The sequence below is a fragment of the Pelagimonas varians genome (assembly GCF_003208435.1).
GTDB classification, from domain to species: domain Bacteria; phylum Pseudomonadota; class Alphaproteobacteria; order Rhodobacterales; family Rhodobacteraceae; genus Pelagimonas; species Pelagimonas varians.
The window spans coordinates 116,843-137,771 of sequence record NZ_QKMF01000007.1; the positions used below are offsets into that span (position 1 = coordinate 116,843).

23 protein-coding genes are annotated in these 20,929 nt (G+C 54.4%); 5 read left to right on the top strand and 18 right to left on the bottom strand.

Annotated elements, in window-relative coordinates; all coding sequences use genetic code 11:
• Positions 1 to 456: 456 nt before the first annotated feature.
• Positions 457 to 918, bottom strand: coding sequence for a hypothetical protein (locus C8N36_RS11390; protein WP_141468052.1), 462 nt, complete (start codon positions 916 to 918; stop codon positions 457 to 459).
• A gap of 315 nt (positions 919 to 1,233) precedes the next feature.
• Here C8N36_RS11390 and C8N36_RS11395 point away from each other — a divergent pair, with 315 nt between their 5' ends.
• The 3 genes from C8N36_RS11395 to C8N36_RS24755 all read left to right on the top strand — a co-directional run bounded on the left by C8N36_RS11395 (position 1,234) and on the right by C8N36_RS24755 (position 3,882).
• On the top strand, positions 1,234 to 2,049 hold the full coding sequence (locus C8N36_RS11395) for a uracil-DNA glycosylase family protein (protein ID WP_097804582.1): 816 nt from the start codon (positions 1,234 to 1,236) through the stop codon (positions 2,047 to 2,049).
• The gene (locus C8N36_RS11400; RefSeq protein ID WP_097804581.1) at positions 2,046 to 3,335 is read left to right on the top strand and encodes a hypothetical protein; all 1,290 of its coding nucleotides are present in this window, start codon (positions 2,046 to 2,048) and stop codon (positions 3,333 to 3,335) included. Before C8N36_RS11395 ends, C8N36_RS11400 begins: the two co-directional genes overlap by 4 nt.
• A 64-nt stretch (positions 3,336 to 3,399) precedes the next feature.
• A complete protein-coding gene (locus C8N36_RS24755) occupies positions 3,400 to 3,882 on the top strand; it encodes a GNAT family N-acetyltransferase (protein WP_342769578.1) in 483 nt (160 codons plus the stop codon).
• Here the strand turns inward: C8N36_RS24755 and C8N36_RS11410 are convergent.
• Entirely contained in the window at positions 3,860 to 4,387 is a 528-nt protein-coding gene (locus C8N36_RS11410; protein ID WP_097804579.1) for an AAA family ATPase, read from the bottom strand. The two genes, C8N36_RS24755 and C8N36_RS11410, sit on opposite strands and share 23 nt — an antisense overlap.
• A gap of 310 nt (positions 4,388 to 4,697) precedes the next feature.
• On the opposite strand from C8N36_RS11410, the gene C8N36_RS11415 reads away from it, so the two are divergent.
• Together C8N36_RS11415 and C8N36_RS11420 are read left to right on the top strand one after the other, a co-directional pair.
• A complete protein-coding gene (locus tag C8N36_RS11415; protein WP_097804578.1) occupies positions 4,698 to 6,149 on the top strand; it encodes a DNA cytosine methyltransferase in 1,452 nt (483 codons plus the stop codon).
• A gap of 83 nt (positions 6,150 to 6,232) precedes the next feature.
• Entirely contained in the window at positions 6,233 to 7,420 is a 1,188-nt protein-coding gene (locus C8N36_RS11420; protein WP_211318237.1) for an MvaI/BcnI family restriction endonuclease, read from the top strand.
• Positions 7,421 to 7,429: 9 nt separating this feature from the next.
• Here C8N36_RS11420 and C8N36_RS11425 read toward each other — a convergent pair whose 3' ends face one another.
• The 16 genes from C8N36_RS11425 to C8N36_RS24160 form a co-directional block, all read right to left on the bottom strand.
• Entirely contained in the window at positions 7,430 to 8,449 is a 1,020-nt protein-coding gene (locus tag C8N36_RS11425) for a DUF6456 domain-containing protein (protein WP_141468047.1), read from the bottom strand.
• Positions 8,446 to 9,117: a winged helix-turn-helix transcriptional regulator gene (locus tag C8N36_RS11430; RefSeq protein WP_097804575.1), complete on the bottom strand. Its 672-nt coding sequence runs from the start codon at positions 9,115 to 9,117 to the stop codon at positions 8,446 to 8,448. The genes C8N36_RS11425 and C8N36_RS11430 overlap by 4 nt, the downstream gene beginning before the upstream one ends.
• A 2-nt stretch (positions 9,118 to 9,119) precedes the next feature.
• Positions 9,120 to 9,767 (bottom strand): hypothetical protein, encoded by a 648-nt coding sequence (locus C8N36_RS11435; protein WP_141468045.1) that lies wholly within the window; start codon positions 9,765 to 9,767, stop codon positions 9,120 to 9,122.
• Positions 9,760 to 10,056, bottom strand: coding sequence for a hypothetical protein (locus C8N36_RS11440; RefSeq protein ID WP_097804573.1), 297 nt, complete (start codon positions 10,054 to 10,056; stop codon positions 9,760 to 9,762). Before C8N36_RS11440 ends, C8N36_RS11435 begins: the two co-directional genes overlap by 8 nt.
• A gap of 2 nt (positions 10,057 to 10,058) precedes the next feature.
• Positions 10,059 to 10,250 carry a hypothetical protein gene (locus C8N36_RS11445; RefSeq protein ID WP_097804572.1) on the bottom strand — a complete coding sequence of 64 codons (192 nt, stop codon included), beginning with the start codon at positions 10,248 to 10,250 and terminating at the stop codon, positions 10,059 to 10,061.
• A complete protein-coding gene (locus tag C8N36_RS11450) occupies positions 10,234 to 10,461 on the bottom strand; it encodes a hypothetical protein (RefSeq protein WP_097804571.1) in 228 nt (75 codons plus the stop codon). The genes C8N36_RS11445 and C8N36_RS11450 overlap by 17 nt, the downstream gene beginning before the upstream one ends.
• The gene (locus C8N36_RS11455) at positions 10,458 to 10,940 is read right to left on the bottom strand and encodes a lysozyme (RefSeq protein ID WP_097804570.1); all 483 of its coding nucleotides are present in this window, start codon (positions 10,938 to 10,940) and stop codon (positions 10,458 to 10,460) included. Before C8N36_RS11455 ends, C8N36_RS11450 begins: the two co-directional genes overlap by 4 nt.
• Before the next feature lie 4 nt (positions 10,941 to 10,944).
• Positions 10,945 to 11,154: an HP1 family phage holin gene (locus tag C8N36_RS11460; RefSeq protein WP_097804569.1), complete on the bottom strand. Its 210-nt coding sequence runs from the start codon at positions 11,152 to 11,154 to the stop codon at positions 10,945 to 10,947.
• 88 nt (positions 11,155 to 11,242) lie between these two features.
• A complete protein-coding gene (locus tag C8N36_RS11465; RefSeq protein WP_097804568.1) occupies positions 11,243 to 15,220 on the bottom strand; it encodes a baseplate multidomain protein megatron in 3,978 nt (1,325 codons plus the stop codon).
• A 1-nt stretch (position 15,221) separates the two neighbouring features.
• Positions 15,222 to 15,665 (bottom strand): C40 family peptidase, encoded by a 444-nt coding sequence (locus C8N36_RS11470; RefSeq protein WP_245910794.1) that lies wholly within the window; start codon positions 15,663 to 15,665, stop codon positions 15,222 to 15,224.
• Entirely contained in the window at positions 15,662 to 16,522 is an 861-nt protein-coding gene (locus C8N36_RS11475; RefSeq protein WP_097804566.1) for a DUF2163 domain-containing protein, read from the bottom strand. Before C8N36_RS11475 ends, C8N36_RS11470 begins: the two co-directional genes overlap by 4 nt.
• Positions 16,522 to 17,148, bottom strand: coding sequence for a DUF2460 domain-containing protein (locus C8N36_RS11480; protein WP_097804565.1), 627 nt, complete (start codon positions 17,146 to 17,148; stop codon positions 16,522 to 16,524). Before C8N36_RS11480 ends, C8N36_RS11475 begins: the two co-directional genes overlap by 1 nt.
• On the bottom strand, positions 17,145 to 19,775 hold the full coding sequence (locus C8N36_RS11485) for a phage tail tape measure family protein (protein WP_097804564.1): 2,631 nt from the start codon (positions 19,773 to 19,775) through the stop codon (positions 17,145 to 17,147). Before C8N36_RS11485 ends, C8N36_RS11480 begins: the two co-directional genes overlap by 4 nt.
• Positions 19,776 to 19,780: 5 nt before the next feature.
• The gene (locus C8N36_RS11490) at positions 19,781 to 20,302 is read right to left on the bottom strand and encodes a gene transfer agent family protein (protein WP_097804563.1); all 522 of its coding nucleotides are present in this window, start codon (positions 20,300 to 20,302) and stop codon (positions 19,781 to 19,783) included.
• On the bottom strand, positions 20,302 to 20,745 hold the full coding sequence (locus C8N36_RS11495) for a phage tail tube protein (RefSeq protein ID WP_097804562.1): 444 nt from the start codon (positions 20,743 to 20,745) through the stop codon (positions 20,302 to 20,304). The genes C8N36_RS11490 and C8N36_RS11495 overlap by 1 nt, the downstream gene beginning before the upstream one ends.
• A 1-nt stretch (position 20,746) precedes the next feature.
• Positions 20,747 to 20,911, bottom strand: a complete 165-nt coding sequence (locus C8N36_RS24160) for a hypothetical protein (protein ID WP_170125858.1) — start codon at positions 20,909 to 20,911, stop codon at positions 20,747 to 20,749.
• Positions 20,912 to 20,929: the final 18 nt, after the last annotated feature.

The following is a 20,929-nucleotide window of genomic DNA, read 5'->3' on the forward strand; positions in this document are numbered from 1 at the left end:
GCTTGCACTCGGGCTTTGCGAAACAACAGCCTTCCAAGTCTAACTGGCTGCGACAGCCGGCACTCTAACGTCTCGATGTTTTGTTCCGTGACGCAATAGGCCTTCAACACCTCCTGCGCCGCCTTCGCGGCAGGTAAGAGGTATGTAGAAATGGACTTGGAGACGAAGAGGACCGTTATCGGACCGGTTTAATCCGCCCGTCTGGTTGCGTCCAAAAACAGAACGTTTTGACAAGAAAAACTGTCCATCCATTCAGCGCCTTGCGGTACTTGAATGGAACGCCTTAAAAATGGTGCGGTCGAGAGGCAGCTAAGATCGCACACTACTGCCTTGGAACTAAAGGTTTAAAGCACCAATTTACTCCAAGATTTCATTCGAAGCTTAAAAACTGAGTATCAAGGAGCATTCAATCACTCTCCAAAAGCACTTCGGAAAAGTAGGTACCCTTTATAGAATTCACCTCTGACCAAACTTTGAGAACAAAAGAGGCTGAGCTGGCCGTACCAGTTTGTCTGAAACTTGGATTCGCGTGCTGGTTTTCTTACGCCCTCCATCCTTCTTTTCTATCTCCAACTCCCCCTCACATGCCAGTTCTTGAGGAACTCCAAAAATCATTTCGTTTTGGGCGGTTGTTAGATTTCCGATCTGTGACAATAGCTCGGTAACTGAAAGTACCCCTTGATCCATACTGTTCACAACTCGACGGGGGAGCTCATTTACCAGTTCAACAATGAGTTTCTTCTCGTCATCCTCACGGAAAGAAAAAAGCGCATCTTTACTTTCAAGAAGTCGATGATCGAAACCCATTTCAAACAGGGAACCCTTTCCGATGTGTCGAAAGAGATTTTGTTGATCCCAATGAACGGACAGCATCTTGTCCCGCGCCGCTTGATGCTTTGAAAGATGTGCAAGCAGCATCCATCTCTTGTCAGTTGTGGAATACAACATGAATGGCGTGAAAAAGGTCGGAAAGATGGATGAAGGAAACACAATTGACTATGCTGTTGGCACCAGCCTGATCAAAACTGGTGAAACCTGATCCCAAAACCCGTTTTTTTCACTCTATCGGATCGGGAGCTCCGCCCCCTCCCCGCACAAGTCCGCCACAAGTATAGAGTGTAGAGTTGGCGCAACGCTTTCGGCCCAGATGGTTCTCAAACACTTATTATTGTTGCCCCCCCCCCCTCGCACTGATCAGTGTCCATCATTGATAATGAGTGGTGACGGTCTCGAATGTATCCAAATGAAGCAATGCGAAAAATAGCGATAGAGACTGACCCAGAAGAGTTTCGTTCTGGAGATCCTTGTTCACTTTTAATGACGTCGTCCGGCCGGCTTGCCAGTTATTATGCGCCGTTTGAGTTCGTCAACAAGAACGCCAAAATCGTTATAGTGGGAATAACACCTGGTCGAGTTCAAGCCGCGAATGCACTAGACGCGTTGCAGAAGTCCTTCAAAGCCACGAAGGAGTGGGACACCGCACTGAAATCTGCGAAAAAATATGCAAGCTTTAGCGGTCCAATGCGGAACAACTTAGTTCGAATATTAGACTATATCGGCGTACATAACCATTTAGGAATTTCCAGCTGCTCTGACCTATTCAACACCTCAAATGATCTAGCTCATTTTACATCTTTATTGCGAAACCCTGTCTTGCTTGGTGGAAAAAACTACAGCGGCACCCCAAACCCGACCTCTAATCCATGGTTGCGGTGTCTTGCATCAAGTACGCTTTTTGAAGAAATTCAGGACATTACTGGAAAGCCGATTATTGTACCTTTGGGTCCGAAGGTAACTGACGCGATGGTCGAGCTGTCCGATCACAATCTCGAAAACGACGACCACTTTCTATCCGGTGCCCCACACCCGAGCGGCGCAAATGCAGAAAGAATAGCTTACTTTCTGGACCGGAAGGAGAAGAGTGCTTTGTCTCGTCAAACCAACCCGGACAGTATCGACAACTCCAAGTCATTGCTAATGAAAAAGGTTATCCGACTGTCTGCGAGCCTGCCGAATTCAATACCTTCAAGTTCGGAGCTAAACAAATGAACGGAACTCTCGCACTTTGGTATGACAAACGTGATCAAGGGACAAAAGTTACTAGGGAAGCCCAACGTGTACTTGGCCTTGAACAAAATGGTGAAGTACACCCTGAGCTGGAACTACACTTCAATCTCTGGCGAGATTTTACAAACTCTTTAGAAACAAATTTTCTTGACATTGGAATGCGTTTTCGAACCCCACTGGAACAAGTGAAGCAGTTCTACCTTTACGTTCCCCGCCCCATTTCAATCGCACAACTGAGTGACTTAAGTGACATCTTAAAATTCGGCCAGACTCTGGACGCTGTGTTTAATTCGGTCATCGAGCCTGGAAAACAAGGAGACCGACACTTTAAGACATCCGAATTTGGGCGCGACTTCACGACTATTCACAGTGTAGAATTCGGACCGGACAGTGATGTAAAAGTAGAGGAATTCAGAAATGATGATGGAAGTACGGGAACTTTGATCATCTTCACTGAACAACTTTGCGAGAGAATCCGAGCGCAACAAGCTGAAGATTGCGTCAACTCATACATAAGGTTTCGATTGAGCCTTTCAGGTCCATCTGCGGAACTTTTCAGTCAAGAAGTAACAATGGGAAACTACTTTGACACTTCCAGAGTTGGACAACTTGAACTCACCGAATTTCGACTAAATGAAAGACGAAGTTTTCCAATTAAAATTGCCAAACTCTCTCAAAACACTCAGTTTAATGTTCGGCAAATACACTACTTTTTGATTCGAAGTCTTCGACACGAATTAAAAATGCAACACAAATCTTTCAGAAAAGTACGACGATTAGAAGGCAATCTATGGCTTCACTATTTACTAGGAGACAAGTTGCACGGCGACAAGGGTGCTAAAAAAAAGAAAGCCTACAAAGATATTGCTGATCAAATGGTAATCTACCACTGGAGGGACGATGCAAAAGGGGACGATTCAATTGACGACTTTGTTGCCTTTGCCAGCTTCCGCACCGGCATAAACAGACTATGGGCATTCTTGGTAATGGCCATTTTCTTAGGGATTTTTGCCAGCTGGGCATCCTCCACTCTGCCAGATATTCCGGATATCCCATTCGGGAAATTTATCCCGTTTATTGAGAGCTTTGAAGTCGTACCATCCTTAGAGTTTCGCGTACCTGGCTGGGTATCCATTCTTGTTGTTTTGCTCATTTCCGCCGGCGTCATTTGGAAGGCTTGGAAAGCGATTTCTGGACCAACGTCCTTTTTGCAAAGACTCTGTAGCAGAGCTTGCGCCTGTCTGAGCAAAAACAGAAAAAGCAAATGACCGCCCCCTTTCCGCTCACCTTCAAATGCTGTAGTCTCCCGTCATGCTAACTCGAGTTCCAAATATGAATCTTACGTCGATTTGCTCTTCACCAACGCTGCTTCCAACTTCGCAAGTGGATGCCTGTAAAGTGTGGCATAATCTCCAACACTTAGAGACCACGTACTCAGGTTTCGGATCATGGTACTGGGGCAAGGTTGTACCGGGAGTAACAACCGGTCATCGTAGAATCTTGTCTGCCGAATGTGACGGTGTTTTGAGCGGTGTTGTTATCGCCAAGTCCGAAGGTGAAAAAAAGATTTGCACTGTCTGGGTTCCCGAGCAGTTTCGGGGGCAATTGGTTGCTACGAGGCTGATGGAAGATGCTATGGAGTGGCTAGATTCAGAAAAGCCTCTTTTTTCTGTCCCCAGCTTCCGCAAGCAGGAATTCCAAGCCATTGTAAAGAAGTTTGGCTTTCAACTAGAACAAACGGTTCATGAACTTTACGGTACTGGGAGAGTTGAACATGTGTACAATGGAACACTCAAGACAAAAATTGACGCCTAATACACTGAATCCATTCAGACATCTTCGCAACATCACCTGACTCGATCAACGCGCAGGGCACATTCAGCCGTTCAGATTGAGACTTTGAATGCTCAATTTCACACTTCTGAAAATGGCTAATGTCTTGCAACGACAGCTCGCCGCGCCCGGCCTTTCGACGTCTGAACTGAATGCTTTGAATGCTGTCGTAAATGACGACAACGGCATCAGGGTTAAGAGCGTCGAAGACTTCGTCCTTTAGACAAACCGGCTTAGATTGAACTTCTAATACAGCATGCCCATCAAGTAGTAAGTTTGGCTCACGAAGCTGCCCCCGAAGCGCCAACTCCCTTATCAGTAGTTTTTGATTGCTAACAGCTTCTTCGAGAGAAAGGTTTTCAAGGGGGCAGCCGATCTGCCTTAGTACTCGACTGGCGACAACGTGTTCCCACCCGGGCTCTAAAGCAACAAGTTGTTTCAGAGTTGATGTTTTTCCGGAGCGCGATGCTCCAGTCACCAGAATCATAACACTCTCCGCATAGCTACTCAGCCGAACGAGTAATGCTTTTTACGTGATGCGTCAGCCTACAATCGACCTGTCAAAAAACTTTCGAATTTCGCGTCGAACTTGCATTTCGGATGCCTGATAGAGGAACTATTGAACTCCACCTTACCAAATCTCCCTCCAAGGTATGTCGACATCTAAGTCACAAACGAACCAGAGCAACCCAGAGTACTATGGGCGACACTTTGATGACTTGTAGGAATTCCTGGGGGTCATCCCCTGGACAAATCAGCTCGATCTGTTTATGCCGCCCAGAAAGGGAGGCCCGTAAATGCCAGGCAAACTAACATATGTGGATCTATTCGCTGGTTGCGGAGGGCTTTCGTTGGGCTTGGAACAAGCAGGGTTTGCACTCGAGTTGGCTGTCGAGAAATCTGACATGGCTGCTGAGACGTTCTTCCACAACTTCATTGAGCCGATTTCGGATCAAAAGGAATGGAAGTCCTTCAGTGCGCCTTCAACTCCGGTCGAAGAGCAGGCAAAAAAAGGCGTTGTGGTCAAACAGCTTAGCGACGTACTCGACTGCAAACCACTTCTCCAAGACCTAAAAAGCCGCGAAATAGATCTCGTTGCAGGGGGCCCTCCATGTCAGGGTTTCTCTCTAGCCGGCCGAAGAAACCCTGAAGACATTCGAAACAAACTGCCTTGGGAATTCCTTGAGTTTGTCGAGGCAGTTTCCCCTAAAGCTGTCATTATTGAAAACGTCTCGGGCATGAGCCAAGATTTCAAAAAGCATAATCAGGAATCACCTTTTGATCAGCTTCGTCAGGCTCTGATCCAAACTGGTGTGGGGTATCAAGTGCAGCCAGTTCACTTGAACGCTATGCACTTCGGAGCGCCTCAGCACCGCCCCCGCGTAATGCTGCTGGGCCTGAGACAAGATGTTGCCGACGCAACGGGTTTTAAGTTCAGCGATAAAACTTGGCGCTCAGAATTTGCAAAGCTGGGAAGCGTTGAGTTTTCGCAAAAACCTGAGATCGCCCCTATCCTAACCCATTTTGGTGACGACATACTCACCGTGGCTGATGCGATCGCAGATCTAAACGACAGTGGGTATCGTCGCGTTTCAAACCTTTCCGAGTTTGCAAAGGAAATGCGCGAGGGAGCCGATTGGGAGCCGGCCGGAGACGCCGCTTCAAAGCGTCGAAATAAGGGGTTGCCCAATCATACCTTGAGAAAACATGCGGAACACATCAAGGACAGGTTTCGGCTCTACCAGTTTTTCCGCGATCAGGGCGTTCACAATAAGACGATTGCGATCCCTAAAAACGAAGACCTTACTACCGGTGGAAAGAGACAGCTGCTGCATGAAGCGCTGAAAGATGCCAAGTACCCGGCAAAAGCGCCAGATGGTAAAATTCTGGCCCATTCCGTCGAGGAGTTGATTGAGCTGGTCTTGTCCCTTGGGACCAAGAAGCATAGTCAAAGGCCGCTTTCATGGACTTCACCAAGCCCAACTGTTGTCAGCTTGCCTGACGATTATGTTCATCCGGACATCCCACGTACAATGACCGTGCGAGAGATGGCGAGGTTTCAATCATTCCCAGATAACTTCGAATTTCGCGCTAAGGAAACCACTGGTAGTTTACGGCGGCGTGTTGAAGTACCACAATACACCCAAGTCGGAAACGCTGTTCCCCCCAAAATGGCAAGAGCGGTTGGGTTGTCGATAAGGTCGGCACTTGAGCTGGCCGCAATCACAGAAGGTCGACGCGCAAGCTAAAAGCGTATATTTCTGCAAGGAATCAATTCCAAGCAGAAGTATTCATGCCCCTAAGAGCGTTCTCGGATTTCGAGAAGAACAATTTGACAGTTCTGACGTCGCAATCAATTGATGCGACGCTGATCCAACCAACAAAAACTGGACTGGGAAAATCTATACTGGATGCTACGGCTCCAATTCGGAACTATTTGCGCCGCCACGGCCTTCATGATTATGAGCTTCAGGGAACAGGTGCGCGCGACAACGGGGTCGAGCTTGAATCTCTCTTGGTTGGCAAAGCAACTGAAAGCACGTCCCGAACATCGCTTTATCGACCTAAAGCCAAAGGTAAGGGCGGGGATCCTCGGATATGGTTTTCTGGCCTTCCTAACTTTGTCCAACCAGATGATTTGGTGGCAATAGTTGCATACGGTCGACAGCTGATTTGCTTCAACATCACTCGCGATGACTTAGGCAGCATACTTCAAGAAAGACTGGAAGGTCCTGCGTTGTCCTGGATGCAGACCCTGTCCGGAGACGCACGAAGCACTTCGGATGAACTACTTGGTCAACTTCGACAGTTGGCCGCAAAGGGGCCGCTAATGTCTGTGATGCCCGACCGCGCCGATACTGCAATTGGAAGAACGTTGGAAACCGCGCTAGGAATTCAAATGAATTCCAGAAAAGACCCAGACTACAAAGGCATCGAACTAAAAGCCTTTCGCAAGGCTTCTGGTCAAAGCCGGCAGAACCGAAAAACACTGTTTGCCAAAGTCGCCAACTGGCAAGAAAGCAAGTTTAAGAGTAGTCGAGAAATCCTCGATGCTTTCGGATACCAACGGGAAGAAGACTTCAAGCTTTACTGCACCGTAAGTGCAAAAACTATAAATTCTCAGGGGCTGTCATTTGAACTCGATGACAGGCTGGGGAAGCTGAACGAACGGTCCGACCAGAAGCAGATTGGAGTGTTTGCGACGTGGTTTTTAGAAGACCTCCGAAAAGCTTTGGCTGAGAAGCACAACGAGACGTTCTGGGTCAGCGCGACTGCGGAAATGGTTGATGGCCGAGAGCACTTTGAACTTCAAAGTGTGTTGCACACCCAAAAGCCGATCTTGTCCCAATTTGAGATCTTGCTGTCACAAGGCGAAATCACAATGGATCATTTGATAAAGCGTAATCAGCGAGGTCGTGTCGCGGAAAAGGGTCCACTGTTCAAAATTGACAGCGTATCTTTGCCATTGTTGTTTCCACCTAGCATCAGCCACGATCTAAGGCCAGTAATGGCAGCTTAGAGACGTTGGTCACTCGATACATTGCCTTTGAGAGGCCCGTACCTTTAGCATTTTTAGAACTTCATCCTGACCTTTTCGGTCCGCCAATGTTTGCTCCTGAATGCACTCTTCTGAAAACGCAAAAAGGTAGATTTTTTGGACCCGTCGAAGTGCTTCCCGGAACAGGGCCTTGGCGCTCCGATTTGGTAGTCCCAATCGGGCTTCGAGTTCTTCGATTGGCTCTTTGGTGACGCAATAGGCCCAGACCACCTCTGGCATGACACCTGGGCCGAGGTCTTGGATCACGGAGGCCAGACGCGCCGCTGCCATGGCGTCTGATGCGTTTGCACGTCCCACCTGCCCCAACACAGCTTTCAAAGATTTGGCGCGGGTTTGGATTGCGTCCTGGCGGATCCACAGGCCAACCTTTTGCAGTTCGGGATCGATCTTGAATTGGCCCTGCCGATGCCGGCGCTGCCAAAGGGTCTCGAGCGGGTCATACTCCTGCGGGCCATGACGCGCGTCTTTGAGTTGGGGCGTTTGTTGGTTCTCGATTTCCGCCGTGTGCGCGATCAAATGGGCGCGGCCGGCTGGTGACAGCTTCAAGCAATACACCTTTGCTTTAGCGTCGGTGGGCACAATCCACCCCGCCATTTGAAGCAGCGCCGCAATGCGGCTTGCGCATCGGGCCAAAACTGTAAGCTCCGTGCCGCTTTGGCTTTTCATCACCGCCGCCGTGTCCAAACCGCTGGACCAGGCCAACAAAGTGCCCGGCTTACCCAAAGCCATCAGAATAAGCTGACAGGTGCTGTTCCACTCATCTGCACTTGGCAGGTTTTCGACCCACAGCGCCCAGTCCAAATCAGCCTCCTGCAACGCGGCTGCAACCAAAGCGCTGCTGGCCTCGATCTTGGTGATCCTGTCGATCTGACGTTTGATTGTGCTGGCATGTGTGTCGCGTTTCCGGGCGAGATGGCGCATCGGTTTTCCAAACCCAACATGCTCGATATATGCCGTCACCGGATCGGGCAGATAGCTGGGCACTCTCATGCCCATTCCCCGTTGAACCTGTAGCCACGTCCCCAGACCGTCTCGATCATCGCAGGACCACCCAATGCCTTGCGGATTTTACTCACGAAGACATCGACGATTTTCAACTCTGGCTGATCCAGATGCCCATAGGCAGCATTCAAAATCTCCTGCTTGGACAAAACGCGCCCCCCGCCCTGAATAAGAGCGTCTAAAATGGCCGCTTCCTTTGGGGTCAACCGCCCAGTTTTCTCCCCGATGGTCACGTCACCGGTTTTTAGGTTGATGGTTGATCCAACTTTGAGCATTCGAATGTCTGTCGTTGGCTTTTCCACCCGGCTGGTCGCAATTTGCAAACGGGCCACCACCTCAGCGATATGCGCAGCTCCGTTGCAAAAGTCCGTGACATCGCTGGCAAAGACCCTGGTGATCAGATCGGGCGCAATGCGATCCCCCCAGATGACCAGAGGTACTGGGCGGCTCAAACGCGCGCTGCGCTCTGCAAGCGTGATCGCAGACATGTCGCCCAAGCAGGGAGCAGCCAGTATGACATCATAGGTCAGAGACCGCGCATGGCTGAGGGCATCTGCGCCGGACGGGGTGATCTCACAAGGGATCCGCTCACTTACCAAAAGATCAGCCCAGGTCCAGGCGGTGGTGACATCCGGATTTACCAATAGGGCAAGCATCGCTAGGCCTCCTCGATCAGCGGCAGGTCCGGATCATCCCACTGCGCCGTTGGTGTGCGTGGAAACGGGTCTTCTGAATTGGTCGGCAGTTGCGGTGAGAGGAACTCTGCTCCCTGCCATTCCCCTGCCCCCCAAAAGCTGGTCCTGATTAGAGTTCCAGCCTCGGCAACGTTCACAAACTGAGGTCGGCCAAGGTAGGTCAACGACGGGTGCCCGAGATCGTAGCCATGCCCGACCACCAAAATCCCGCCAACACTCACAGGCGCGCTTTCAACCGTGCCGGCAGTGCTTTGATTTCCATCCAACACACCCCAGATTTCAACCACCGACCCCTCTGATCCCGGCCGGAACGTGAACATGCCGGCATAGTAGTTCGAGCGATCTGTCATCTGCACACCGCGCGTCCAAGTCGGCGTGTCGACCACTAAAACTGTGACACCAGGCGCGATTTTCAGATGCACGGGATGATCGATCAGCACGTCCCCGTGAAGGGTAATGTCATCGTCAATCAGGGCGATCACCCCCTCGCGCCCTGCCCGCCTGATCAAAGCTTCAACGCGATCGGCAGGAACAACACCGCCGCCCAAATGTTTGGACAGCATCAATGGCCCAGAGCTGGCCTTCGCATGTGGAAACATCGTGTTACGCATCCTCAATATCTCCATATTGAACCGTCAGGGTGGTTTGCCCCTCGCTCAACACCCAGAGGTATCGCGCGCCAGGAACGCCGGGCATGAGCGCCGCCACGTCGAGGCTTTCGGGCGCATCAGTGCGATAGCGCCAGCCGCCAGCGAAGTCGGCTGGTGGAGTGGCAGTTTCCGTTGCCATAACTCGGAAAGCATTGGCCCCGAGGTTCTGGAAAAACACCGCACCACTGACCGGCCCTGCAATCAGGACCGGCACGCCAGCGGGCGCGGGAATGTCGCCTTTAAAGGCCATGTCTAGTGCTCCTTTGTCGGGCAGGTGCGCCAATGGCACGACAGGATGGTGATCAGTAAAAGCCCGGTGTCGCGGGCCTCTTGCAACGTGCCATCGGCCAAGGCAGAGGCATGGGCTTTGGCGGGTGTTTGCGCCGCGTCCAAAATGGCGGCAGCCTCGCCTTGCGGGCGCGGTGTTTCATTGCGCCAGGTCACGCAACCGCTGACGCTGGACATCAGCAACAACAGGCAAATCAGAGGTTTCATCATCGATCCCTTTGCGAGTTTGAATGTAGGATTGGGTGCGCTGCAGATCGCGGTCGGCCTGATCGAGCGCGGCTTTGCTGCCCGCGCGTTCGGAGCCAAGCACCATGCCGATCGCGATCAACAGCAGCGGGATGGCGCCAAGAACAAGCCAGCGGATCATTGCGTGATTTCCAGCGATGACAGGCACAGCTTTTGCTCAGCGGCACGTCGGTTTGACAGACCGGGTACAGCCCGGCCCCCTGCCCGGTTCCAGCGCGGCAGCTCATTGCAAGCCCCGACCAAGTCACCGGCATTGGCCTTGCGCATCAGGGTCGAACCACAAGCCGCAAACGTCCCAACATTGTAGGACCAGCTGTAAAGCGCGACTTTCATGCCCTGAGGCATCACCGCCTCGATGTCGTCATCGATGCATGTGTTCAGACGCCCGGCAAAGGCGGCAACCTGATCGCCAAGCATCTGATCACACTGCGCTTTGGAGTATTGATCACCGGGTTTCACCCCATGGGTTTCACCATAACAGACCGTCCAGACACCAACGATGTCGGGATAGGCCTTGGTGCGCAGACCTTCCCAAGGCGCAATAAAAGAAACGGCCGCTGCGATGGCAGCGGCCGTTCCAGCCAAAACACGTTTTTGCATGGGTCTATCCTTTGTTGCCGTATTTCAATTCGATCTCGAGCCGGGCCAAGCGGCGCATTTCGCGCTTGTGCAGCACGTTTGAGATGTAGCCACCCACCGCGCAGAGACAGCCAACCACGGCCATCCAATCGGTGAGCGTCAAAGTGCCCGTCACAGCCATCACCGCCCCGCTCCATGTTGTGGAAGAGATCACCCCACCAACCTTGTCATCCATGTTCACACGCCTCCTGTGCGGCTCAGCATCACGCCTTTTGCCGCTGTTGTGCCCGCCTCGGCCAAAGCCGTGTTGAACGAGCCTCGATTTAGATGTCTGTTAGGTCCGCTTCAGTTGTTCGCCCTGGTCCTAGCGCGCCGATCTGCGCGACGCGGAACCACGCAGCTCCGATATCAGCCGTCTGCATCGCCGCCGTCCAAGTGACGCTCGGCTGATCTGTTTGAACCGTCCGGATCACGGTGCCGGCCGCTGTCAAAATCTCGACCTGATAAAGCTCGCTGCTTTCAGAGACAGGCACCTCGCTCAGGGCCCAACTCTCTGAGGACAACAATCGATCACGCCGGAACCAGCTCAGCTCGATGTCAGCACCGCTGGCCTTTGCTTTGAGATGCGCCGGTGCGAATGGGATCAAGCCCGTGCCCTCACACATGAAAGCGAGTTCGGTCACTTTCGCCGCTGCCGAATAGCCCGAGACTTGCCAATTTGTCGGCACGCCGATGTCAGCCATCGAAATCGGCAAAGGCACCAAGTTCTCATCAAGCAGCACAATCATCGCCCCGGCCGCGATCACATCTGGCATCAGCCACTCGGTGCCACGTTGGCCGCGCAGCAGATGTGACAGGCGATAACGCCGCGACCCAATCAGCTCGACCTGCCCCGCCTGCAGGATTTCCCACTGATCAGGCGCAACCTCGATCGCCAAGGCATTGGCCCCGGCGAATAGCTCTGTGTCCGAAACCGCCGTCAGACTGCCCGACAGCAGCTCAATTTCCATGTCATTGGCCTCATCAAAGAGCCAAAGCGGCCCAGCTGGCAGATCGGTTTTCGACACCCCAATCGAGGCGCGCGTTTCTACCGTTGCGATCGAGGTGAAGCCATCCACCGAGGTGCTGCTACGAATGTCATAGCCACCACCCCAAGGGTCAGCCCAAACCGCAGCAAAGGGGCGATGTGCCGGCACATCCTCATGGATTTGCGGCAGATCGAGAATGCGCACCAATGGGGGCCCGTCTATCAACGCGCGCGGCCGCATCTTGGTTTGTCGCGCCGCCCCCGGTGGCATGTCATGCAGCTCCGGATCATGGCGCACCGCCTCGAGTTTCAACGCATCGCCCTGGTTCAAACGCTGGATACGCCAGCGCTCAAACCCATCGCGCTCAGGCAGAGAGATCACATCCCCGGCTCGAAGCGCCTGGCGATTTGGCGGCAGGCTCAGGTTGATCGCCTCACGCCCGACAATCTGCTCCCAAAATGCCACCCGGCAACGTTGTTCTGCCCCGCCCGACCATGTCGCCAGCATCATACTCGTGGCGCTTTCCCGCACGTTTTGCGCAGCCCCTTTGCGCTCCTCAACCGGCATGGCCTCATAGCCTGCCTGGCTGTTGAGCACCGTCCACTTCAGCGCACGCGGCAGTTCGGTTTCTTGGGCGCGGGTGATCTCAAACGGATCATCCTCGCGGCCATGCACCAGTTCCCCCAAGTGCAGCGGATGATGCGCCTGCTGATCACGGCTGCGGAACACAATCTTGCCGTCACTCTCCACCGCATCGATGCCAAAATACTGCGCCAGCACCGAGATCGAGGCCCGCGCACTCTCAATCGAGCCGATATAATAGCCATCAATGACCTGCCAGATTTCTGAGGTATCGATACGCGCCAAATCCATGCCAGATCGCACGCAGAGCATCTGCAACAGGTCTGCGACCGGCATCGCCCCTGCCCGCCCATTGAGCCAATGACCGCGATCATGATTGGGACCATCAGACCAAACCTCGGACAGCGCGGGGAACCACGGAAACGGCCGCGCATCCCAGGCCCAGGCAGCGCTGCGGCTGACATCAATCATCGGCCCGCCGTAGACAGCCGATGCCGGATTGTTGGCCGGATCATTCCAATAGCCGAGCACCGCCTCAAAGTAGCGCCGTTGGATCGCCTCATTGCGCCACCCACGTGAGAAGTACGGCAAATAGCTCTCGGAGCCTCCATCTTCGAGGTAGAAGACATTGGGTTGATTGGTGCCTTTGTCGATCGCCGCGCAACCGATTTCTGTGAAGGTGATTGGCTTGGATTGCGGCACCCAATCACTGGCGCTGGCAATCTCAACCCCGCCAATGCGATCGATATGTGGATTGGACCACCAGCTACGCATATCCTTGTTGGCAAAGACCCATGGCTTGCCTTGCCCATCTGTGATCGGCGTGCGGTTCTGGATTTCGCGATCAGCGGCACTAGCATAATACCAATCGGCGTATTCACCGCCCTCAATGCCCGTCTGCAGATAGTCGAGATCATAGATCGAATTGGCGATGCCGGCATCGAGATGATCCGAGCCATCGCGCCAATCTGTGAGCGGCAAGTAATTGTCCACGCCAACAAAGGCGATGTTGGCATCAGACCACAAAGGATCAAGGTGGAAGAAGACATTGCCCGAGCCGTCATCGGGGCGATAGCTGTGATACTCCGACCAATCAGCGGCGTAGCTGAGCTGCACCCCCGGCAAGATTGTCGCGACATCCACAGCCAGCACTTTGAGCGCCGTAACGGCTGGAAAGCTGTTCCCCGGCCCACGGATTTGCGTCAGCCCGCGCAGCTCGGACCCAATCAGAAAGGCTTCAACACCGCCCGCTACTTGGCACAAAAACGCATTGTGCAGGATCATCCGGCGATATCCCCAATCATTGGGATCGCCGGTATAGGTGACGCTGTCACCGCTGATCGCAAAATCAGACGCCTGCGCCGCGCCAAAGAAAGCCGCGACTTGATCAGCGGCTGCTTGGCTCTGATCAACACTACCGACATATCCCATCGACGGGCTGCAGGTGATGCGGCCGCGCCAGGGCATGTCGGGCTGACCAATCGCCGCGGCATTGTCGCTGTAGGGATCGGGCAGGATGTTGCCCTGCGGGATGTCCATCATCACAAAGGGGTAAAACGTCACCGCGTTGCCCATCGACACCAAGTGCCGCACGCCCTGGATCACTGCAAAATCCGCCGGTGTGCCGCCGTAGTTGGCCGAGCCATCGAGTTTTTTGCTGACCTGATAGGCTTCAGAGCGCAACAGCCCACCAACACTCCAAACTGGCTCGCTGACCTTAGTGGCGTGGTTCACGCCCGGTTGCACCAGACACGTCCCAGCCCGAAGATCAGACCCGTACCACGTCACCACCAGGCTGACGCTTTCCACCTTCGGAAAATGTGCATTCAGCTGTTCCAGCGAGACCTCAAAATCCGTGGCATCGCGGCGCGCGTGATTGACCTCTGGCGTGGAATGGCCCCGATTGAGCAAATCACCATCGAACCCCATGAGCTCAAATGCGTCACTGAAGTAACTCGATTGCGGGGTCTGATCGCTCATCACGTTTTGCGTGGCAAAGACAAATTCGCCATCCGGGATCATCGCCACTGCTTGTAGCTGACCTTCCATCGAGGTGCTGGATGTCGGAGCTTTGAACACCTCGATCGACATCTGCGGAATCGTTCCATAATTGTGAATCGGGAAGTTCTCAAACACCACATAGGCAATGCCGCGATAGGCTGGCACCGGACCATCAGTCTTCTCAACGATCAGCGGATCAGGCTCTTGGGTCTCGCTCCCGTGATAGACCCGCAGAGTGAAGTCATCGCGCGAGACCTCTTCGCCCTCGATCCAAATTCGACCAATGCCGGTGATCTCGCCCTCACACAGCGCCGCCGCAAAATGCGCCCAATAGTGATGGGTGATTTCTTTGACTTTCGGTTTTGGGCCGCCTTTGCCACCGCCACTGGTTTTGGTGTTGCGGTCATGCTCAAAATCCGTCGCCCATAATAGCTGAACCCCGCATTTCATCCGGCCATAGATGCGCGGGATTGCCTCGCCTTCGGTCGAGCTGGTGGCTGTCAGGTTTTCGAGTTTTGGCCCTTCGACCTTTTGCGCCGGCGCAAGACTGGCCGCGACCCAATTGTCGACATAGGACCCAGCCATTCGGCCAACAGCTGTGCCGATCGCCATGGCCGAGACGCCCAAGATGCTGCCCCCGATCGAGCCGCCAATCATTCCGCCAATGGCCCCCAATGCGATTGTCGCCATCTCAGGTTACCCCTTTTTGCACGAGGTCGGGAAAGCGGAACACAAAGGCGATGCGCCCCCGCCATTCCACCGGCATGCGCATCTCGACCACGCCGCGCCGCTCATAGGCATGGATGATCATCCCCGGCCCGGCTTGGAACGCGCAATGCTTGGCGAACCTCATATGCGGCATGCGGAACAAGAGCACATCGCCGGGCTGCCGATCGTACACTGCGATCTCATCCATGAAGCCCCGCACTGGATTGGCGATCAATTCAACAGCCCCCGCCTCGCCTACATCGCGGGCATAGGGGCGCATATCCACAGGTTCCGGCCCGATCAATTCACGCCACACGCCGCGCAATAGCCCGAGGCAATCGCAGCCCACGCCTTTGAGTGAAGCCTGGTCATGATAAGGCGTGCCGATCCAAGCCCGCGCGGCCTGCACAATCCCTTCCTGTCTCACAGCACTTTCCCCGTATTGGCACCACCCTCGCTTGGGCGAATGAAGGGGGTTTCTGGCGGCGGAATATGCGGACAGCCACGGAAGTTCGCGGCATTGTTGAACACCGTGTGGCATGTGTCGATCGACCCATCACAACCGCGTTGCAGTTCAAACGCATCGCCCGGCTCAACCACTGCCGCTGGCGCTTCGACCATGACCAACTCACCCGAGCGATGATCCAGCACATCACGGATCAGGCCTGAGTTGGCCCCGCTGGTCCAGGTCAATTGGCCTCGGGAGAAAGTGCCATCGCTATGGCTATCCAACCCGCTGATCGTGAGCCGGCGCGCCCCATTTCGCATGACAACTTGCCCCGCTGCCGGTGCGCCCAAAACCACGCCGCACTTCGTATCCCCCAACACCGCATCACATTTGGGCTGGAATATCCGGCCAACCGGCTGCTGCAGTTCATGTGCCAGCGATCGCATTTCAGCTTCAAAACTTTGCGTGCCACGGCGCAGCTCTCCAATCGCGCCAAGCCGCGCCAAATAGCGCTGATCCGGATTGGCCCAATTGACCCGCCAAATCTCAACTTCGGCCCCATCCCAAAGACCGGCGCGAATATCCTCTTCACGGATCCGATCCGAACTGATCGCCCCTTCAGCCGCGTGGCTATCCACTTCCAGCCCAGTGCCCTCGCGCAACTCGGTTGGTGCAAACCCCGACTGCGGCTCATAGCTGACACCATCAAAGCTGATCTCTTCATCGAAATTGGTGAAACCAAAGGTGGTTCCGTTTTGAAGCGCCACCCGCCAGCACACGCACATTGTCGTTGCGCGCCCATCGAGGTGTTGCTGCAGATCATTTGGCAAAGACATCAAACACGCACCTCGATCAGTTGAATGCTGGTCACAGCACCGCGGGACATCGACAAGAAATCCATCGGCAAGCCCGCGACATCAAAACGAACCGGAACGTCAAACAAAAAGCCCGCGGTGATCTCGGCACCAACGCCTGGCGCGACATCAAACAAGACGGCACATTCGGATTCATCAAACGACCAGCCGCTGACCTGGACGCCATCAACACCAACAAGGATGGAGCCAATCACAGGTTTGGAAATCCGGCGATCCCAATGCGCCCATTGATCGCCGTAGCGTTTCCACAATGGAAAGGACCGACGCACCCCATCACCCTGCCCCAAAGATTGATCCGCAAAAGTAATTTGATCCAAAGGCGGGCAAGATTTGTAGTCACTCAAATCGCGAAACCGGAACCCATACAGCTCCCCGCCTCGCGCTTCCCAAAAGGCTTTCAACACATGCAGCTCATTGAAATCCCGCCCAACCATCGAGATCGAAAACTTGTGCCGGCTGTTTTTCCACGTGGCGTTGCGATGCTCATATCCGTTTGACTGCTCAACAATCGTTGTGCGCCGCTCTGGCCCACCAACCGCACCGCGAGAGAACTTGGCAGGCAAAGACACATCATGAAAATCGCTCATCTTGTACGCCCCGCAACACCCATGGCGCGTGACATATCACTGGCGATCTGCGCTTGGCTGCGCTGGAACCCCTGCACATCCGGCGTTTGGACATTCATCACGATATTGACGGGCGCGGCTGCGGTTTTGCCCGCCGTCTGCATTTGATGATTTGCAATGATGGTGCCCGATACCTTGGGCACAAACAGCTCGGGCCCCTTTTCGCCAACCACATAACGACCACCCGATTTGACCGGCCCACCAGAGGCACGAGCGCCGTCAATCAATCCCCCCAAGCCGCCCAAAATCCCGTTGAAGCCGCCACCAAAGATGTCACCCAGCGGTCCTTTACCAAAGAGCGCGTATTGAATGGCGGCTTTTTTCATCCAGTTCAGGAAGTTCTGGACCGCATCCGAGCCGCCATCAAAAGCATCAACAATGGCATCCTCAAACCGCTCATTCAGCGCATTCAACGCCTCTTGTCGGTCTTTTGCCTCCTCATATTCCTCGGTGAGCTTGGCCATTGCCGCGGCCTGTTTGTCGATCGCATCGCGCAGGGTTTCACCGGTTGCAGCGCTGCGCTGATCGAAATCAAGACCATGTTCTTTCGCTTCATCGAGCAGCTGATACTTCAAGGTCAGCTCGGCGATTTGGGCATCTGTCTTGCCCAAAAGCTCAATCCGACGCTGCAAGGCCTCGATCTCTTTTTGTGCTGTTTCAAGAACACCTTGCGGCGTCGCCTTGTCAGTGCCGGAACCACCACCACCGCGTTTGGACCCGCCACCTCCGCCACGCCGCGATGTAGTGCGCGCGCCAGAATTGTAGGTACGTTTGAAGACGATATCATCGCGACGAATGCCATTTGGCAGGAACTCTTCACGCGTATCTTGAACAGCCCCATCCGGACCGCGCGCGATCTTGGCAGCGCGCTGCGCGGCCATCGCTTTGGCCGCATCCCAAGCAGCCGTTGCTACATCAGCCATGGATGCGTGCAACTGATTGGCGATGATCAACAGGCCCTCTGCGCCACCTTTGGCCGCAACAAAGGCGTTGTGCAAATCCTCAACCGTCATCTGCGAGCGATCAAGTTCTACCTGCATTTCTGTGGCGGCATCCCCAATGCGCTGCGTTTCGCGGTACAAAGCACGCGCCGCCGGCGTCATGTCTTTGTAGGCCCCAAATGCGGCTTCGAGCCTCTCCAGAAGAACCTGCGCAGCATCAGCTTGTGCCATAGCGCCATCAGCTTGCTTCAAAGCCGCAAAGGCACTTGTGAGGCCAACTGCTTCTGTCTCACTAACCTTCAAAGATTTGGCGAGGTCTTTGATCTGTTCTTGCAAACGAAGAAGGCCCAGACGTTCATCTTCGAGGTCCCCCAATAGCTGTTGATCGCGCCCAACCTTTGAGGCTTCCTCGGCAATATTTTGAACAACCTCACGGTACCGCTGTTCCAACTGCGCAAGGCTTTCAAACTGCGCCGCAAAACTCAGGTCCCCGCCAAAGGCTTTGGAAATCAATTCTCCGATCGAGGCACCCAGACTTTCGATCGCGTCGGTTTCTGCGATGACGCGCAGCGCCTCTGCAAATTCGCGCGCTGCCTCAGTGGCACGGCCATATTTCTCGGCCAGTTCTTGCGTCGGAACCAAAGCCCCATCCGTTGCTGCGCGATAGGCATTCATCGCCTCGGTCAACTGATCAGCCTTTTCCTGCAGGCTTTTGGTGGCCTTGCCTTGCGACATAAATATCGCCGCCATCGGTGCCCCAATGGCCACAATCACACCAAGCGCGGGGCCCAATACCCCCAGCGCTCCACCGAGCGCACCAAAGCCGCCCAAGACCTGCGGGATTTGTTGCCCGGCAATGCGCATCGCATTGGTGCCCATTTCCCATTGCACCGCCATATCACCGAGCTGGCTTGCGGTGTTTTGGAACACAAACCGCCCCTGGCGGCTGATATTGATCGCGCCGGCCATGCCGGTCTGGGCGCGGTGGGCGCTATTGGCGACATTGCCCTGAGCAATTTTGACCGCATCAAATTCGGCCCGCAAAAGCTTCAAGGCTTGCTTGTGTTGCACGGTGGAAATTGCACCATCCCGGAAGGCCTTACATAGCTGGCGCTCGCCCTCTTTTAATCGCAGCGTTGCGGCAAACATCGGGTCCATGGATGCGCGAAGCCGCTCATATCCCAAACGCTGGCGGTCAAGTTCAGCCGTGAAGACATCCGCCGAGGATTGTGCCGATTTCGGTTTGGCCGCCGCCGCTGCACTTTTGGCCACCTCATCATATTTCGCCTGAAGCAAAGCCAGACCTCGAGCGCGTTCTGCACTGCTGATCTCCCCCAACCGCATCGCGGCGCTCAGCTCACGCTCCCCCTCGGCCAGTTTGACACCTGCGGCATGGACCGGATCCATTGAACCAATCAGCCGATCATACCCGGCCCGACGCCGCTTCATGTCAGCTTCAAAGACCGCTGCCGAGGCCTTGGCAAACTTGCGCGAATTTTGCGCAATGTCCGCATTGGCCCGGTTGAACGAGCGGCTAAGATCGGTTGCTGTCTCCCGACCCGCTTTGCGCGCCTGCCGTTGGCTGGCGATGAATTTGGAGGAATTGCCCTCAAGATCAACTCTGAGTTTTTCGCGTGATGCTGACATGCCCGCTACCCCTGCCGATCTTCCCAATCGCGCAGCATGTCGGCGAATTCATCCTCGGAGGGAGGCTGCACGTCTTTGCCGCCAGCCGCGCGGATCAGTGCCACAAAATCTGCGTAGCGCATCTCGCGCACCTGATCTGGCGAGAGACCCACTTGGGCAAAGGAATGAAACAAAGCCCCCTTGTCGATTGTTTGATCTAGGTCCCCATCTGGCGTGGTGTCATCGGGTGCAATCCCCGACATCGCTTGCAAAATCACATCCGTCGCCACAGCCGCGAGTTCCATCAACGGTTTGGAATTCATCTGCTTTTCGACCAAAGGTTTGGCGTCTACCGCCTTCATGCCGCCGCCTACAAGCCCACGCAGCAACACGTTCATCACGTCAGACGCGAAGTAAGATGTGGTGGCAAAGCGTTGGTACAAAACGCCCATTCCAGTGCCACATGCCTCTTCGAGATCGATAAATTCACCGAGGCGAAGGCGAAACCCGCGCTCCGCCCCGGCAAAATCCAAAATCAGAACATCCATCACGATGCTGGTGTCCAAATCCGTTGATCGGCACCAACAATGGTTGCGGAAAACGTCATGGTCGACTTGCCTTCGGCCCCGATTTCGAAGTCCTGCAGAATGGCAGGCAGGCTGTAATACCCTCCGGCAAGAATGATCGTGTTGTTGATCTCAACGCGGATATTTTTGGTCGCGCCGCCGTCTGACCACGCTCGGTAGGCCTCAAAGCTTTCAACTGACACCCGACCCGAAATGCTAATTTCGGTATCTTGGCTTTCGACCCAGCGACGCACTGCAGCCATCGCATTAAGAGGATCATTGCAATCAAGCGTGACTTCTTCGCCAGTATTGTTGGTGAACTTGACCGAGCGGGCATTGGCCCCGCATGGAAAAGCAAAGGTTTCGGTGGCTGCGCCATCACCAAGAAGGATCAGCAAGTGATTGCTCAACGTTGGTCCAGACATTTCAGCTCTCCTGTTTCAAAGGTTTTGTAGGGTCGACGGCAATGCCATCTTTGATGAGCGCCAAGGCCTTGACCTTGGGCAGGTCTTCGGTTGCGCCCTTGCGAAACGCCTTCACCACCGCCGGTGTCACCCGCCAATCGTGGTCTTCGTGAAACCGAACTTTCATGCTGGCCTCCTCTTTTGA